We start from the raw sequence: 16,307 nt of genomic DNA, 5'->3' as shown, positions 1-16,307 counted from the left end.
GCGATTCCTAAATTTTAGTGACCTGTAAATTATAACGCAGATAAAATAATCTGTCTTATAATTTGCATTGTTACATAGAAACTTTCATGAATGGATACAAAAAACCTCTATATCGAACAGCCGCTAATTTCGTGAATTATACGTCCTTCAAAATAGAGGTAACTTATTATTTTAAATAGTATTAGAAGAAAAATTAATCTTTACTCCAGGTTTATCTAATGCAATCTCTGTAATCTCATAAACCATTCGTTCAATCAATCTCAAAATCGGACGAATCATCTCATTCGCCTCAGCCTCTGTTAAATCATTTTGCTGTTTAACTTGTCGACCGATCACATGAATAACTTGTGACAATACACCGCCGATAATAAACTCTTCAAAAGGGAGTACGAACTCAATCCGCACACCCATGATACTATTTTCAGCTGGATATCCCGGATCCACTGCTTCCAACGGACTGAAATTGATCAACAATTTCTGTTTTACTACTTGGTCTTTCGGAGGAAGTCCATAATTGAATGATTCTACGACTTCCTGATCGCGTTGTAATTCCATTTCGCACCTCCTTATTTAAAATAATTAATCATATAGTAAAATATTTGCTTAATTTTTAGCTATTCGACTAACTATACCCTTACCTCAATTATAGCTTTCTGCTCAAAAAATTTGTACCATTTCTTTTAAATTATTTATAAAATAAGTTGCCTTAATATCTTGCTTAAAATAATCTACATCAAAGAAAACGGTTTGAACGCCAGCGTTGTTTCCTGCTTCAATATCTAACTTGCGATCTCCAATCATCACAGTTTTTTGTGGGTCCAAGTGATACTCCTCAATAAAATAATTAATCGCAGATGGGTCTGGTTTCCTTGGATAATTTGAATCACTTCCAATAATACTTACGATTAAAGAGTCAAGAGCATCTCTTTTTAGCAAATTCCAAGTAGAGTCTACTGTTCGATGAGTTAGAATAAAGTGCTGTCCGTCTTTTTCTTGCAGTTTTTTTAGAGTCTCCTTGGCCTCTTCAAAAGGATAAGAGGCTTTGTTATCTATCAACTCATGTGCATGATAATGTTTGTCAAAATCCGGTACAGGTAACTGCCAATCAATAATCATTTGCCGAATCGACTCTTCTTTTATTTTTCTATAAACTGTTGCTTCATTTTTTTTAATGCCAAACTCTTTAAATGTTTTCATTAAAGCCTTTAGCATAATTGGATAAGTATCATACAATGTTCCATCAAAATCCCAAATATAATTCATGTTGAACCTTTCTGAAGTAAACATAATAATTTTATAAAACCTCTTTTTGAACAATTTCTAACTGCGAATTAAATGTATAAATCATCGGCGTCGCATTAGGAATATCAATTTTATCAACCTGCTGTGTTGGAACCCCCTCAAGAAATTGAACCAAAGCACGCAGACTATTTCCGTGACCACAAACTAATACTGTTTTTCCATCCCTCATATTTGGTTCCAGCTCATCCTGCCATAGAGGAATAACACGCTGCGAGGTCATATGCAGGCTTTCCCCTCTAGGTATCAATGAGGAATCAAACAAATCATACCGACGATCTAGATGGTTCGCTTTTACTAATGGCGGCACCTCATCAAAGCTTCTTCGCCATTTTTTAACTTGATCAGCTCCAAAGTCCTGTGCAATCACATCTTTATTTTTTCCAACTAAAGCACCGTAATGTCGTTCATTTAAGCGCCAAGTTTTATATTCAGGAACAAAACTTGCCTCTGCTTCCTGCAAAATAATTTTTGCCGTTTTAATTGAACGCTTCAGAACAGACTCATAAGCAACATCCAATAATAAACCAGCAGCTTTTATTTTTTTACCGGCATTTTTAGCCTGTTCAATTCCTTTTTCTGTTAAATCTACATCTAGCCATCCAGTCCAGTAATTCTGAAAATTAGCTTCACTCTCACCATGACGTACTAAAATTAGCTTCATCTTCTCACCTTCTAATTGTAAGAATATCAGAAAAAGCCTAGTTTTAAAAACTAGACCTTTTTCACGAATTGTGTATGACAATTTTTACAAGTCACTCTAATCTTTCCTCGTCCCTTTGGCGCTCGCATCTTTTGCTTACACTCAGGACATTTGAAATAACGATACGTCCCCTGTTTTCCCTTAAAAAAGTTCTTCACTTGAGCAATCCATTGAATAAATCGTTGATTTTCATTACTTCGCGGATATATCTTCTTCGAACAAAAACGATAAAGTACTAGTGCAAAAGCTGCCAATGCTAAAATGTTACCGATATAAAACGGAAGAAAACGATCAAAAATCATCATCACTGCCCATACAATCAGTAACGCCTTATTGATGTGATCCGCTCTACCATAGCGTCCGCGCATCGAATACGTATATTTTTGATAAAATTTAGTTAGCCGTTGCATCCAAATACTTCTCAATTAGATTGCTCCTCTCTAAATTCTATTTATTAAAAATCTTTGGACCTTTTCGCATGTTCTTACGATCATTTTTGGGCGTCTCCATTTTTTTTGAACGTCCACCACTTTGCTTCTTCTTGATTAATTCTAACATCTTCTCTTTTTGATTCATTCTTACACCGCCTTTATCAGTAAAGTCACTGATTCAACATGATAGGTTTGCGGAAACAGATCCACTGGCTGAACCTTCACAGCGTGATATCCAAGATCTTCATATCTTCTCAGATCTCTGGCTAATGTGGCTGGATTACATGAAATATAAATGATTTTATTAGGATTTACAGCAACAGAAGCTTCAATAAATTTTTCATCCAGCCCTTTTCTTGGCGGATCAACAAAAATCACACTAGGTTCAATTCCTTCACGAGCCCAACGAGACATAATTTTTTCTGCTTTTCCGATTTCGTAATTGGCATTCTCAACATTATTTGTTTTGGCATTTACTTTGGCATCCTCAATTGCTTGTGGTACTATTTCAACTCCATAAACATGCTTAACTTTTTCTGCAAATGACAATCCAATCGTCCCAATTCCGCAATAAGCATCGACAACAACATCTTCTTTACTCAACTCAGCAAATTCGATAGCAGTCTGATACAATCGTTCAGTCTGCTCAGTATTAACTTGATAAAATGACTGAGACGAGATCTGATAGGTCTTACCTAACAATGTATCGTTGATGGTCGGTTTCCCATATAATATTTTTTCTTCTCTACCCATGATGACATTAGTCTGTTCTGGATTGATATTTTGGATTACCGAGATTACTTCTGGTAATTCGGCTTTGATTATCTCAGCGATTTCAATTCCTTTAAAGAATCGTTCAGTTCTAGTCACCAGAATCACCATCATCTCATGACTGTAATGTCCACGACGAATTATGATATGTCGGATAAAGCCTGTGTTTTCGCGTTCATTGTAGGCTTTAACATTAAATCGCTGCAAGATATCTCTAACTGCGATGATTGCTTGATCAATTTTAGGATCCTGAATTAAATAATTTTCAATTGGTAATAAATTATGCGAATTTTTACGATAAAAACCTGTCATCAATTGATTATCAACTTTTTGAACTGGAATCTGAGCTTTATTTCGATACTCAATAGGATTTTTCATTCCTAAAGTTGGTAATACTGGTAATTCCGGCAATTTCGCAATCGTTTTCAGGACCTTTTCAACTTGCTGTTGCTTAAAACGTAATTGATAATCATAGGTCATATGGCTTAAAGGTGCAATCCCACTTCTTAAAAGATCTAGATCCGCCACTTCCTGACGTTCAGGATTTCTATTGAAACGTTCAATCACTTTTCCATATCCAAATTTCTTTCCGACTTTAACTGCTTTGACCGATACTTCTTCTGTTGGTAAAGCATTTTCAATAAACAGCGGATACCCCTCAATATGAGCGACTCCTAATCCTTCATGTGATAAATCATCGATCATAACGGTATAAGTTTGATTTTTTTCTACTGTGGTCATTTCATTCTCCTTCAAGGCTGATTTACTTATTCTAATGAATTCTAATAGAAAAAGCAAGGATGCACAAAGGCTTTAGCCTTAAGACTTCCGTAAGAATCAATACTGATAAATTCATTTGCCTTCATTCCACTAAAAAACGTTTCTGTCTTGTGACAGAAACGTTCCAATGTTTACTCTTCTGAATCTTCGTCTTGAATTTTTTCATATTCCTTAACAAGTTCGATTCCAGCTTCGCGTTTTTGATCATCCGGACCTAAAATAGCATCATCATTGATTTCATCAGTATTCGCATAAAATTCAATATGCTGGTGCAGATTTTCAAAGCGCATCGGTGCATCGCCGCCGTATTCACCATCTAAATTAATCATCATTTTTTTATCTGTATCTAGTAGGCTAGCATCCAAAAAGCTTGTCTTAATATACAAAACTTTTGAATCATTGACATGCTTTCCACCATTCAATACTAGCGTTATCAAACGAACAATTTCAAAAAGATTCGCAGTTTTGACAACAATCAATGAAAATTTCCCATCATCTAATTTAGCATCAGGAGCAATGGTCTCAAAGCCGCCAATGGAATTTGTTAGGCCTAAGAAAAACATTGATGCATTGCCCTCATACTCGCCGCCTTCATAAACCAAACGCATTTTAGTCGGCTTTATCCGAGGAAGCATTTCTGCACCTTTAGCTAGATAAGCCAAGTAACCAAAAATACTTTTTAACTCAGAAGGTACCTCGTAAGTCAATTCGGTCAATGATCCGCCAGCAGCAATATTTATAAAATAGGTATCTGCTGCTTTTCCGATATCCATTTTGACAGTCTGCTGCTTTTGAATAACCTCAGCAGCTGCTTTAACATTATTACGCGGAACTTTCAATGCACGAGCATAATCGTTTGTCGTACCTGCTGGAATAATCGCCATTTTAGGCCGGTCTGTTAGCCCAGCGATACCGTTAACAACTTCATTTATCGTCCCATCCCCGCCAGCGGCAACAACTAGATCAAAACCGGCCTTAGCCGCGCGGGTCGCTTCATTTTTTGCTGAATCAGGTTCAGGAGTCGTAGCAAATGCACTTGCTTCATAACCTGCTCTTTCAATGGCATCTAAAATATCTGCCAAATTATTACGCATGATCTCTTTTCCAGATACTGGATTATAAATCAGTCGTGCTTTTCTCATGGTCGAGCTCCTTGTTCATATTAAGGTACTAATTTTCTCACGAAAAAAAGTCTTATTTCACGTTATGTGTCATTCCTTCAATCGAGTGAAAGCTCATATTGGAATCGATATTCTTATCGTTTCGCTAATTCCTCTTGAAGTAACTTATTTACTACTCCAGGATTCGCTTTCCCTTTAGTTGCTTTCATAATTTGTCCAACTAAAAAGCCTACTGCCCGTTCTTTACCATTTTTGAAATCTTCAACAGATTGATCATTGTTATCAAGTACTTCATTGATCATCGGCAGCAATTGAGCTGGATCAGATAATTGAACTAATCCTTTCGCTTCAACGACTGCTTTCGCATCTCCGCCGTTTTGGATCAATTCGCGGAAGACCTTCTTGGCGATCTTAGAACTGATCGTACCGTCAGCGATCAATTTGATCATGCCAGCTAAATTGTTAGGTGTTAATTTAGTTTCTGCTAGTTCTAATTTCTCACTGTTTAAGTAGGCTGATACTTCACCCATCAGCCAGTTCGATGCTTGTTTTGCGTCTGCGCCTTCTTTTAAGATTTCTTCAAAGAAGTCAGACATTTCAAGACTCATAGTCAAGACCATTGCATCATATTCTGGTAACCCAAGCTCATTCACGTAGCGTTCGCGGCGTGAAGCAGGCATTTCAGGCAGTGATTCACGAACCTTTTCGATCCATGGTTCATCGATTTCAAAACGAGGGATATCTGGCTCTGGGAAGTAACGGTAGTCACTTGAACCTTCTTTAACACGCATCAAGATTGTTTTGTTTGTCCCTTCGTCGTAACGACGGGTTTCTTGTTGGATCGTTCCGCCAGACAAAAGAACCTTCGTTTGACGTTGAACTTCAAAGGCCAAACCTTTTTTAACGAAGCTGATAGAGTTCAAGTTTTTCAATTCGGTTTTCGTCCCAAATTCTTCTTGTCCATAAGGGCGCAAAGAGATATTAGCATCACAACGCATCGAGCCTTCCTCCATCTTCACGTCACTAACACCTGTGAACTGGATAATTGAACGCAGTGCTTCTAGATAGGCATTGGCTTCTTCAGGGGAACGCATATCGGCTTCCGATACGATTTCGATCAATGGTGTCCCTTGACGGTTCAAGTCGACATATGAATAGCCGCCGATACCGTGCATGTTCTTACCGGCATCTTCTTCTAAGTGAACACGTTCAATTCGAATTTTTTTCTTTTTACCATTGACATCAATTTCGATCCAGCCATCGTGTCCGATTGGTTCATCAAATTGTGAAATTTGATAGGCTTTCGGATTATCCGGATAAAAATAATTTTTACGGTCAAAGTGCATGTTTTTTGAGACCTCACAGTTCAAGGCCAATGCTGCTTTCATCCCAAATTCAATCGCTGCTTTATTCATAACTGGCAATACCCCTGGATAACCCCAGTCGATAATGTTTGTATTGGTATTGGCTTCCGCACCGAAGTGAGCGGGCGCAGGTGAAAAGATTTTAGAGTTTGTTTTCAGCTCCACATGGACTTCAAGTCCGATGACAGTTTCTAAGTTCATTATTTGTCCCCCCCTAAAATCACAGGTTTTTGCTTGTGGAAATCAGTTGCTTGTTCAAAAGCATAAGCTGCTTTATACATGGTTGATTCATCAAAATGTTTTCCAATGATTTGCAAGCCGACTGGAAGTCCTTCCGAAAATCCTGCAGGAACAGACATACCTGGTAAACCAGCTAAGTTTACAGGAATCGTTAAAATATCATTTAAATACATTGTGATAGGATCATCGATATTTTCTCCAATACCAAAAGCAACAGTTGGTGATGTTGGTCCAATAATCAAATCGTAATCAGCAAAAACTTTATCAAAATCTCGTTTAATCAGTGTACGAACTTGTCCTGCTTTCTTGAAATAAGCGTCGTAGTACCCTGCAGAAAGTGAAAACGTTCCTAACATAATCCGACGTTTTACTTCATCGCCAAATCCTTCTGTACGAGTATTTACATAAACATCTTCTAGATTTTGTACATCTTCTGAACGGAAACCATAGCGAATCCCATCGAAACGCTGTAAGTTTGAACTTGCTTCAGATGAAGCGATAATGTAATACACTTCAACACCATATTTTGAATGCGGCAAGCTGACTTCTTCAACTGTTGCACCTAAAGCTTTGAATGTTTCGACCGCTTTAACAATTGCCGCTTTGACTCCAGGTTCAATTCCTTCAGCCATAAACTCTTTCGGCAAAGCAATCCTCATGCCTTTGATATCACCAGTTAAACCAGCCGCAAAATCTGGTACAGAAACACCTGCTGAGGTACCATCCTTTGGATCGTAGCCGCTGATAGCATTCAAAGCTAATGCATTGTCCTTAACCGTACGAGTAAAAGGTCCAATTTGGTCCAGCGATGAAGCGAACGCAATTAAACCAAAGCGTGAGACACGACCATAAGTTGGTTTTAGCCCTACAACGCCATTGAATGCTGCAGGCTGGCGAATACTTCCGCCCGTATCGCTACCTAAAGAAATTGGAACTTCACCAGCAGCAACAGCCGCTGCAGAGCCGCCTGAAGAACCGCCAGGAACCTTCGTTTGATCCCAAGCATTTTTAGTTTTCTTGAAATAGGAAGTTTCACTTGAACTTCCCATTGCAAATTCGTCCATATTTAACTTACCTACTGGAATTAAATCTGAACTATAGACTTTTTCCATAACTGTCGCATCATAGATCGGCTCGAAATTCGATAAAATTTTAGATGCTGCCGTCGTTAAAATTCCTTGTGTTACAATGTTGTCTTTTATCCCGATTGGAATTCCAGCCAACGCATTTTCTTCATTGATTCCTTTTGCATCGATAGCTTTCGCGCTCTTTAATGCTTTTTCTTCATTTAAAGTAATAAAAGCATCAACTTCTTTTTCAGTTTCTTTGATGCGGTCAAAAGTAGCTGCTGTTAAATCCGTCGCCGTAATTTCTCTTGATACTAGCAGACCGTGTAATTCTTCAATCGATTTATCATATAACTTTTCCATTATGCACCAGCCTCTCCATTGTCAATGATTGCCGGAACTTTAATAAAGCCATCTTCGCTTTCCGGAACGTTTTTCATTAACTCGTCGCGTGACCAGCCCTCATCGGCTACATCCTCACGCATGACATTGATTATTTCTAATACATTGGAAGTAAATGGCACACCTTCTGTATCAACTTCTCCAAGTTGCTCGACCATGTCGATTATTTTGCCTAATTGATCAGTAAACCCGGTCAATTCATCATCAGAAAAAGAAAGCTTCGCAAGTTTCGCGACATGTTTCACTTGTTCTTCATTGATTGCCATAATATCCCTCTTTCTTTTGTCAATTTTCAATCATTTTATCATATCTCTGTTAGAATTCACGTTTTTTTCTTGAAATTTTTTGAAAAATTGTTCTATTCAAACAAATTTAAAATGGACCTATTCTAATAGACCTGACGCCTATTTATAATACTCGTTCGTTAATAGAACCGTCAACAGTCATCTAGACAAAATAACTCACTCTGTATGACTTTCTTCTATTGCTCGAATCATTTGCTTTTCGTCCCAGACTTCAACGCCTAAACTTTGTGCTTTAGCCAGTTTACTTCCAGCCTCCTCGCCAGCAACCACAATATCCGTCTTTTTGGAAACACTGCCGGTTACTTTTCCACCGAGATTTTGGATTTTTTCCTTAGCTTCCTCACGAGTATAATCGACTAGCTTACCAGTCAGCACGACAGTTTTATCTTTAAAGGGAGAGACAACTTCTGCCAATTGATTCGCACGAATTCCCTTATACTCAAGATTTACTCCTCGTTCGGCTAATTCCTGCATCAGTTCATGTACTTCTTCATTCTCAAAATAGGTCACGACACTGTCAGCAATCGTTTCTCCAATAGTATTTAGATCAACAATTTCCTCTTTAGTCCCCTTACTCATCGCTTCCAGACTGCCAAAATGCTCTGCTAAAATCCCTGCAGCTTTCGCCCCGACATGTCTAATACCTAAGCCAAAAATCAGTCGTTCAACCGAATTATCACGACTGGCATCAATTGCTTGTAAAATATTTTCGGCTGATTTGTCTTTTATCTTATCCAAAGTCAATAATTGATCTTTATCTAACGCATAAAGATCAGCCACATCTGAAACTAACCCTTTATCAAACATCTGAGCTAATACACGTGGTCCTAACCCTTCAATGTTCATTGCATTACGAGAAACAAAATGACTAAGACCTTCTTTAATTTGCGCAGGACACTTTGGATTGATACAACGTAACGCGACTTCTTCATCCAAATGAACCAATTCACTGTCGCAGATTGGGCAGTGTGTAGGGATCGGGTATGGTTGACTATCTGCTGGACGTTTTTCTAGAATTACTTGTGCGACTTCTGGAATAATATCTCCTGCTTTATATACTAATATCGTATCCTTCAAGCGGATATCTTTTTTCTCAATATAGTCACTATTGTGAAGACTTGCTCGCCCAACTGTTGTACCAGCTAAACGAACTGGTTCCATGATTGCAGTTGGTGTCAATACCCCGGTACGGCCGATTGTCCAATCAATATCTAATAAAGTTGTTTGAGCTTCCTCCGGAGGAAATTTGTAAGCTGTTGCCCAGCGCGGTGCCTTCACGGTAAAACCTAAATCATCCTGCAATTTAAACTCATTCACTTTAATTACAATACCGTCAATTTCATAGTCAAGCTGATCTCTCATTTCGTGGAAGTGTTCAATGTATTCCCAAACTTCATCGATCGTATCGCATACACGATGTTCAGGGTTGGTCCGGAAGCCTAGACGAGACATTTCATTTAAAGCATGATCTTGGGTTGTTGATTCCAGCGGACCAAAATCAGCCAACGTATATAAAAAAGTACTCAAGTTCCGTTGCGCAGCAACACGAGTGTCCAATTGCCGTAAACTTCCAGCTGCCGCATTTCGAGGATTGGCAAAAACTTCTTTGCCTTCTTCCTCTCGTTGTTGATTCAATTTGACGAAGGAGGCCTTTGGCATATAACACTCACCACGAACTTCAATCGACAATGGTTCCTTTAACCGCAAGGGAATTGATTTGACTGTTTTTAAATTCTCTGTAATATTCTCGCCAACTGTTCCATCACCCCGAGTCGCTCCTTGTATGAAAAGTCCGTCTTCATATTTTAAAGAGATTGATAACCCGTCGATTTTTAATTCGCAGCAATACGAAACAGAATACCCTAAAGCTTTTTTTACTCGTTCATCAAAAGCAATTAGTTCCTCTTTGCTGAAAACATCGTTCAAACTATATAAAGGAATATCGTGCACAACTTTTTCAAAACCTTCTAATACCTTCCCTCCAACTCTTTGAGTGGGCGATTCAGGCGTGATTAGATCAGGATATTCCGTCTCAATTTCAACTAATTCTTGATACTTTTTATCGTAAACAAAATCTTCCACTGAGGGTTGATCTTGCACATAATATTCATAGGCATATTGATTCAGTTCTTCGCGGAGTTCTGCAGAACGTTTTTCCGCTGTTTGAAAGGTCATTGGTTCCAAGAAAATCCCTCCTAATTATTTTGTATACACAGCTTTAGATTTTTTCGATTGGAGCAAAAGCCGCGAGTAATCGTTTAACACCTTGTTGAGGAAATGCAATATCCAATTCGACATCCTTGGCACTGCCGCTGACTTTCACGACTGTCCCAACTCCCCATTTCTTATGTTGAACTTTGTCACCGGGATTCCAGCTTTCGTTTTCACCGCCAGAAGCCGTTTTGTTCATCAATGGTTCACGAGTAGCATGCTGATATTTTGGTTTCATCGAGTTAGTATTAAATGGATTATTAAAAGCAGCCGCTTTTGGTTGTGGCTGGATCCCAACAGGATTCAGCAAACTGCCATCGATTTCAGCTACAAAGCGAGAAGGCTGGTTGTATTGTGTTTTTCCATAAAGCGTTCGAGAAAATGCATTCGTCAAATACAAGTTTTCCTCGGCGCGAGTAATACCAACATATGCTAAACGACGCTCTTCTTCCAATTCTGACTCTTCCATTAGTGAACGTGAAAGTGGGAAAATTTTTTCTTCCATACCAATTAGGAAAACAATTGGAAATTCTAGTCCCTTTGCAGCATGCAGAGTCATCAAAGTCACTTGTGCACTTTCTTCTTGATAATCATCTAGATCGGATACTAAGGCCAAGTCATTTAAGAATATTGACAACTTTTCTTCTGGTACATCTGCTTCATCTTGCGCCTCATTTCGCTTATCGAATTCTTGCGTAACTGTTCGAAACTCCTCTAAATTTTCCAAACGAGATTCTGCTTCTAACGTTCGTTGATTTTTCAATTCATCTAAGTAGCCCGTTCGCTCTAATACTTGATCAACTAAATCAGTAATCGGCAGATATGCAACCATCTCCTGGAACTGAGCAATCATTATTCCGAACTCACCGATCATGCGACCTGCTTTACCAGAAATATTCGCCAAATCGATATTTTGAGCGGCTTCTACCATCGACCAATCATGTAATGCAGCAAAGTTCCTTAGTTTTTCAACAGAAGCGGCACCAATTCCACGTTTTGGAGTATTGATTATCCGCTCAAAACTAACACCATCTCTTGGATTATTGATGATATTCAAATAGGCAATAATATCTTTGATTTCCTTACGGTCGTAGAATTTATGACCTCCTACCATCGTATAAGGAACGTTTGATTTTACCAATGTATCTTCTATTACACGTGATTGGGCATTAGTTCGATACAGTACAGCAAAATCATTATAGTTGCGATTATCACTTTGAATTTCCTCTTTGATCTTGCTGACGATAAACTGCGCTTCATCTCGTTCACTATCAGCACGATAATAGGTGATTTGTTCACCCGCTTGATTATCTGTCCATAGATTTTTATCTCGCCGATTGCTGTTATTTTTAATCACCTGATTTGCCGCATCCAAAATACTTTTCGTTGAGCGATAGTTTTGTTCTAATAAAATGACTGTTGCATCATTATAATCTTTTTCAAAATCTAAAATATTCTGCATATCGGCACCACGCCAACCATAAATACTTTGATCAGCATCTCCAACGACACATAAATTACGAAACCGTGCTGCCAACATATTTACCAAAGTATATTGAGCATGGTTCGTATCTTGATATTCATCTACGTGCAAGTAATGAAACTTATTTTGATAATAGGTCAATACTTCCTCATTTTCTTCGAACAAGCGAATCGTATTCATGATCAAATCATCAAAGTCCATACTCTGATTGTTCCGCAAAGCTTTTTGATAGGCATCATAGCAACGCGCTACTATTTCTTCAAAGAAGGAGCCTTGTCGTTCAGCATATGTTTCGGGCGTCAGCAGTTCATTTTTTGCGTTGCTGATTGATCCTAAAATCGAACGTGGATCATATTTTTTGGGGTCAATATTTAAATCCTTTAAAATTCGTTTCATCAATGTTAGTTGATCGGAACCGTCTAAAATCGTAAAATTCCGGTCATAGCCAATCGCATCTACATCACGACGCAAAATTCGCACACACATTGAGTGAAAGGTCGAGACCCATACACTCTCCCCTCCTTGACCTAGAATCGCATTGACTCGTTCTTTCATTTCACGTGCTGCTTTATTTGTAAAAGTGATCGCTAATATATTCCATGGATTCACATTTTTTTCTTCTATTAAATAAGCAATACGGTGTGTTAAAACTCGTGTCTTTCCACTTCCTGCTCCCGCCATAATCAATAATGGGCCTTCGGTATGGAGCACTGCTTCTTTTTGCTTAGGGTTTAGTCCTGCTAACAACTCCTGTTTGTTTGGCATGCAAAACGTCCTTTCTTTATTCAATCTTTTTCATTATAGCATCTCAGAAACTTTCGCGACACTAGCAACATTTTAAAAAAACGAATTCATGGATTCAACCTTGTTTTTCTCGCAAATTCGCGCTAAATTTAATAATGGTATGGAGGGAAAACATGAAAAACGAACACGAAATCAAACGTCTAGATGGCACGAAAGTTATTTTTATTTTGAAAGGTGTCTTAATCGGAGCGATTGCGGGTATTATCGTCAGCCTCTTCCGTTTACTGATTGAAGAAATGTCAGAACATATAGTAACCCTTTATTTATGGTTCCGAGAGAATCCTTTTTGGTTAATACCATGGGGCTTGATAATGTTGACAACGGCTTTTGTCGTTGGGGCATTAATCAAATCAGAGCCAGATATTAAAGGCAGTGGAATACCGCAGGTTGAAGGGGCCTTACAAGGCGAAATCAGGCTCAATTGGTTCTCCATTCTTTGGAAAAAGTTCATCGGTGGGATAATGTCAGTCGGTTCAGGATTATTTCTAGGTCGAGAAGGGCCATCTATTCAATTAGGAGCGATGGTGGGACAAGGCTTCAGTGAATATACTAGTGCCTCTACCTCTGAAAAGAAAATTTTCATTTCTAGCGGTGCAGCGGCTGGACTAGGCGCAGCCTTCAATGCGCCAATTGCTGGTTTGCTATTTGTAATCGAAGAAGTACATCATCATTTTTCTCCATTAATTTGGCTGACTTCTCTAACCTCGGCACTAACTGCTAACTTGGTTTCATTAAATTTTTTTGGACTAAAGCCTGTTTTATTTATTGCAAATGTTCCTTCGCTACCCTTGAAATATTATGGTTTACTCGTTTTACTAGGAATTATTTTGGGCTTTCTAGGTTATATATATCAGATTGTTCTTCTGTCACTACCGATAATTTATAAAAAAACTCATTTACCAGACCATCTTTATGGGATTATTCCATTTCTTTTGATTATACCAATTGCTTTCTTTTTCCCGTTTTATTTGGGCGGGGGAAACCAAATCGTTTTGGCCATTGGTGAAAATAGCTTTCCCTTAACAGTATTGATTTTTTTATTTATCTTACGCTTTGTCTTTTCGATGGTATCTTATGGTGCAAATCTTCCAGGTGGAATCTTTTTGCCAATTCTAACTTTAGGTGCATTGATCGGTGGAATTTATGGAACCATTTTACATCAATGGTTTGGCTTAGATTCTGTATTGATTCGGGATTTTGCGATTTTTGCGATGGCTGGTTATTTCACGGCTATTGGTAAAGCGCCTTTGACTGCCATTATTTTAGTAACTGAAATGGTCGGTAATATTACTCATTTAATGCCGCTAGCAGTTTGTTCTTTAACAGCATATGTCATTAACGATTTGTTAGGCGGAAATCCCATATATGAATCATTACTGGAACGCTTGCTCAAGGGACATATTCCCAATATAACAGGAAATAAGACCATCATCGAATTTCCTGTTACAGCAGAAAGTACGTTGGACGGCACAATGGTTCGGGATTTCAATTGGCCGAAAGAGATGCTGCTAATTTCAATTCGACGTGGATCTGCAGAGATACTGACTCATGGAGACACAATAATGAAGGTCGGTGATCTACTAATGATTTTGACAGATGAAGGCTACACACAAAAAATCAAGGTACAGATTCGTGAACGTTCTGATGCTGCAATCGCAAAAAAACAAGACAAAGCAATAAAAGACTGATAAAAATATACTAAAGAAGACCTTAATTGATTAAAGAAAAAAAATGATACAAAAGAATAAGTAGAAAGTAAAACGATCAAATGACCATCGCAATTGATAGTCATTTGATCGTTTGCTTTCATTTTGTTAAGTTTTTTTCAAAAAGACTTTTAGGTCAATTACTTATTCTTTCCACTAATTTTTCATTTATGTAGACCGATACTTGTCCATCATTCACCGGAAATACACCTTGACCATTTTCATCCAAAATTATTTTTGCTTTATTATTTCCAAGTATGTCAATAAACGTCTCTCCCTCATGAACCGCGCTTACAGTCATTTCTTTCGTTCCGCCTTTAGCATTGGTCATAATGATCGCTGCTCCAGACTCATCATCGTCAAAATCGCCAGTCAATGTCCAGCCGATCACATCTGAATCGTCAAAATAATCTGCTTGACTGCCAAAGTTTAGCTCTTCTCGTAATTTGATCAGAGCAAGCAGCCCGTCTCCGACTGCTTCAGCATTTTCTGTCCCATAGAGGTCTCCCCAGAAAACAACTGGTGTTCCCTCATTTCTCAATAAGATTAGACTATATGCATGCAATTTAAACCAGCCTTCTATCCATGACTCTAAACTTTGTCCATGTTGTGTATCATGATTATCGACAAAGGTTACAGCCCAATCAGGGCGAGTTTCAATCAAGGTACCAGAAAAAATCTCTCGCATATCATAGTTTCCCATTGTCGAAGCTGCTTGGAATAGATTAAAATGCAAAGGCACATCAAAGAGCGAAATCAAATTACCTGATGAATCCAAATATTCCTGCAGCTTTTGCAGCTCATCGGTCCAATACTCACCGACAACAAAAAGTTCTTCGCCTTTTTCCTCACGACGATGAAGCAACCAATCTACAAACAAATCAAATCGTATGTGCTTCACCGCATCCAAGCGATATCCGTCAACATCCGTCAATTCTTGATACCATCTTCCCCATTTGTCTAATTGTTCAATTGTTTCAGGGTTCTCCATATCCAGATTACAGCCCATTAAATAGTCAAAGTTTCCATTTTCATCATCAACCTTCGGCTCCCATCCTTTGTCAGCAAAGTTAAAAATCGCATGATCCTTTTCGCGAGCGTCGTAGTCAACCCCAGAGAAATTTTTCCAATTCCATTGATAATCGTTATATTTTCCCTTTCGACCAGGAAAAGTAAACTTTGTCCAAGCTTCGATTTCCTCTTCACCTGAACTCGGTTTAGTACGATCATCAAATTGGTAGGACACCGCTGACACAACCTCTGTTTCGTCAGCTCCCATAAAATGATCAAAAACAATATCCGCATAAATCTTTAAGCCAGCGTTTTTCAATGCAGCAATACTGGCTAAGTACTCCTCTTTTGTTCCATACTTCGTGGCCAAACTCCCTTTTTGATCGAATTCACCAAGATCGTAAAGATCATAAGTTCCGTAACCTACATCATTCACACCTTCTGAACCTTTGTAGGCTGGCGGCATCCAAATAGCATTCAGTCCAAACTGATGTAATTCTTCCGCTTTTTCTGCTAATGTTTTCCAATGATTCCTGTCAGCAGGTAGATACCATTCGAATCCCTGTAAAATTGTTTGTTTTTTCATTACCTTCACCTTGTATATTTAAA

The 16,307-nt window shown here is 38.4% G+C and carries 14 protein-coding genes; 1 reads left to right on the top strand and 13 read right to left on the bottom strand.

Features of this window, described 5'->3' with window-relative positions:
- Positions 1-171: 171 nt before the first annotated feature.
- From JZO85_RS14395 to pcrA, 12 genes are all read right to left on the bottom strand, one after another.
- The gene (locus JZO85_RS14395; protein ID WP_207109222.1) at positions 172-555 is read right to left on the bottom strand and encodes a DUF1149 family protein; all 384 of its coding nucleotides are present in this window, start codon (positions 553-555) and stop codon (positions 172-174) included.
- 102 nt (positions 556-657) lie between these two features.
- Positions 658-1,263, bottom strand: a complete 606-nt coding sequence (locus JZO85_RS14390) for an HAD-IA family hydrolase (RefSeq protein WP_207109221.1) — start codon at positions 1,261-1,263, stop codon at positions 658-660.
- Positions 1,264-1,294: 31 nt separating this feature from the next.
- Entirely contained in the window at positions 1,295-1,963 is a 669-nt protein-coding gene (locus JZO85_RS14385; RefSeq protein ID WP_207109220.1) for a 2,3-bisphosphoglycerate-dependent phosphoglycerate mutase, read from the bottom strand.
- A 50-nt stretch (positions 1,964-2,013) separates the two neighbouring features.
- Positions 2,014-2,412 carry a hypothetical protein gene (locus JZO85_RS14380; protein WP_207109265.1) on the bottom strand — a complete coding sequence of 133 codons (399 nt, stop codon included), beginning with the start codon at positions 2,410-2,412 and terminating at the stop codon, positions 2,014-2,016.
- A 37-nt stretch (positions 2,413-2,449) separates the two neighbouring features.
- Entirely contained in the window at positions 2,450-2,578 is a 129-nt protein-coding gene (locus JZO85_RS23335) for a hypothetical protein (protein ID WP_277988943.1), read from the bottom strand.
- A 2-nt stretch (positions 2,579-2,580) separates the two neighbouring features.
- Positions 2,581-3,945, bottom strand: coding sequence for a 23S rRNA (uracil(1939)-C(5))-methyltransferase RlmD (gene rlmD / locus JZO85_RS14375; protein WP_207109219.1), 1,365 nt, complete (start codon positions 3,943-3,945; stop codon positions 2,581-2,583).
- Between the two features lie 170 nt (positions 3,946-4,115).
- The gene (locus tag JZO85_RS14370) at positions 4,116-5,126 is read right to left on the bottom strand and encodes a diacylglycerol kinase (RefSeq protein ID WP_207109218.1); all 1,011 of its coding nucleotides are present in this window, start codon (positions 5,124-5,126) and stop codon (positions 4,116-4,118) included.
- A 113-nt stretch (positions 5,127-5,239) separates the two neighbouring features.
- Positions 5,240-6,670 carry an Asp-tRNA(Asn)/Glu-tRNA(Gln) amidotransferase subunit GatB gene (gene gatB, locus JZO85_RS14365; RefSeq protein WP_207109217.1) on the bottom strand — a complete coding sequence of 477 codons (1,431 nt, stop codon included), beginning with the start codon at positions 6,668-6,670 and terminating at the stop codon, positions 5,240-5,242.
- Complete coding sequence (gene gatA / locus JZO85_RS14360) at positions 6,670-8,139, bottom strand: Asp-tRNA(Asn)/Glu-tRNA(Gln) amidotransferase subunit GatA (protein WP_207109216.1); 1,470 nt, start codon at positions 8,137-8,139, stop codon at positions 6,670-6,672. The genes gatB and gatA overlap by 1 nt, the downstream gene beginning before the upstream one ends.
- The gene (gene gatC, locus JZO85_RS14355) at positions 8,139-8,444 is read right to left on the bottom strand and encodes an Asp-tRNA(Asn)/Glu-tRNA(Gln) amidotransferase subunit GatC (RefSeq protein ID WP_207109215.1); all 306 of its coding nucleotides are present in this window, start codon (positions 8,442-8,444) and stop codon (positions 8,139-8,141) included. The genes gatA and gatC overlap by 1 nt, the downstream gene beginning before the upstream one ends.
- A gap of 195 nt (positions 8,445-8,639) precedes the next feature.
- On the bottom strand, positions 8,640-10,658 hold the full coding sequence (ligA, locus tag JZO85_RS14350; RefSeq protein ID WP_207109264.1) for an NAD-dependent DNA ligase LigA: 2,019 nt from the start codon (positions 10,656-10,658) through the stop codon (positions 8,640-8,642).
- Positions 10,659-10,701: 43 nt separating this feature from the next.
- Positions 10,702-12,942, bottom strand: a complete 2,241-nt coding sequence (gene pcrA / locus JZO85_RS14345; protein ID WP_207109214.1) for a DNA helicase PcrA — start codon at positions 12,940-12,942, stop codon at positions 10,702-10,704.
- A 152-nt stretch (positions 12,943-13,094) separates the two neighbouring features.
- Here pcrA and JZO85_RS14340 point away from each other — a divergent pair, with 152 nt between their 5' ends.
- Positions 13,095-14,669, top strand: coding sequence for a ClC family H(+)/Cl(-) exchange transporter (locus tag JZO85_RS14340; protein WP_207109213.1), 1,575 nt, complete (start codon positions 13,095-13,097; stop codon positions 14,667-14,669).
- 154 nt (positions 14,670-14,823) lie between these two features.
- Here the strand turns inward: JZO85_RS14340 and JZO85_RS14335 are convergent, their stop codons facing one another.
- A complete protein-coding gene (locus JZO85_RS14335) occupies positions 14,824-16,284 on the bottom strand; it encodes an alpha-amylase (protein WP_207109212.1) in 1,461 nt (486 codons plus the stop codon).
- Positions 16,285-16,307 lie beyond the last annotated feature (23 nt).

Source organism: Candidatus Enterococcus murrayae (assembly GCF_017315985.1).
In the GTDB taxonomy this organism is placed as follows: Bacteria; Bacillota; Bacilli; order Lactobacillales; family Enterococcaceae; genus Enterococcus_A; species Enterococcus_A murrayae.
This window is presented reverse-complemented; position numbering and strand designations above follow the sequence as displayed.

What these genes read in the sequence shown, in the direction of transcription:
- gatC (WP_207109215.1), bottom strand. Translation starts at nt 8,444, where the DNA reads ATGGCAATCAATGAAGAACAAGTGAAACATGTCGCGAAACTTGCGAAG.
- gatB (WP_207109217.1), bottom strand. Translation starts at nt 6,670, where the DNA reads ATGAACTTAGAAACTGTCATCGGACTTGAAGTCCATGTGGAGCTGAAA.
- pcrA (WP_207109214.1), bottom strand. Translation starts at nt 12,942, where the DNA reads ATGCCAAACAAACAGGAGTTGTTAGCAGGACTAAACCCTAAGCAAAAA.
- JZO85_RS14340 (WP_207109213.1), top strand. Translation starts at nt 13,095, where the DNA reads ATGAAAAACGAACACGAAATCAAACGTCTAGATGGCACGAAAGTTATT.
- rlmD (WP_207109219.1), bottom strand. Translation starts at nt 3,945, where the DNA reads ATGACCACAGTAGAAAAAAATCAAACTTATACCGTTATGATCGATGAT.
- JZO85_RS14390 (WP_207109221.1), bottom strand. Translation starts at nt 1,263, where the DNA reads ATGAATTATATTTGGGATTTTGATGGAACATTGTATGATACTTATCCA.
- JZO85_RS23335 (WP_277988943.1), bottom strand. Translation starts at nt 2,578, where the DNA reads ATGAATCAAAAAGAGAAGATGTTAGAATTAATCAAGAAGAAGCAAAGT.
- JZO85_RS14370 (WP_207109218.1), bottom strand. Translation starts at nt 5,126, where the DNA reads ATGAGAAAAGCACGACTGATTTATAATCCAGTATCTGGAAAAGAGATC.
- JZO85_RS14380 (WP_207109265.1), bottom strand. Translation starts at nt 2,412, where the DNA reads ATGCAACGGCTAACTAAATTTTATCAAAAATATACGTATTCGATGCGC.
- JZO85_RS14385 (WP_207109220.1), bottom strand. Translation starts at nt 1,963, where the DNA reads ATGAAGCTAATTTTAGTACGTCATGGTGAGAGTGAAGCTAATTTTCAG.
- gatA (WP_207109216.1), bottom strand. Translation starts at nt 8,139, where the DNA reads ATGGAAAAGTTATATGATAAATCGATTGAAGAATTACACGGTCTGCTA.
- ligA (WP_207109264.1), bottom strand. Translation starts at nt 10,658, where the DNA reads ATGACCTTTCAAACAGCGGAAAAACGTTCTGCAGAACTCCGCGAAGAA.
- JZO85_RS14335 (WP_207109212.1), bottom strand. Translation starts at nt 16,284, where the DNA reads ATGAAAAAACAAACAATTTTACAGGGATTCGAATGGTATCTACCTGCT.
- JZO85_RS14395 (WP_207109222.1), bottom strand. Translation starts at nt 555, where the DNA reads ATGGAATTACAACGCGATCAGGAAGTCGTAGAATCATTCAATTATGGA.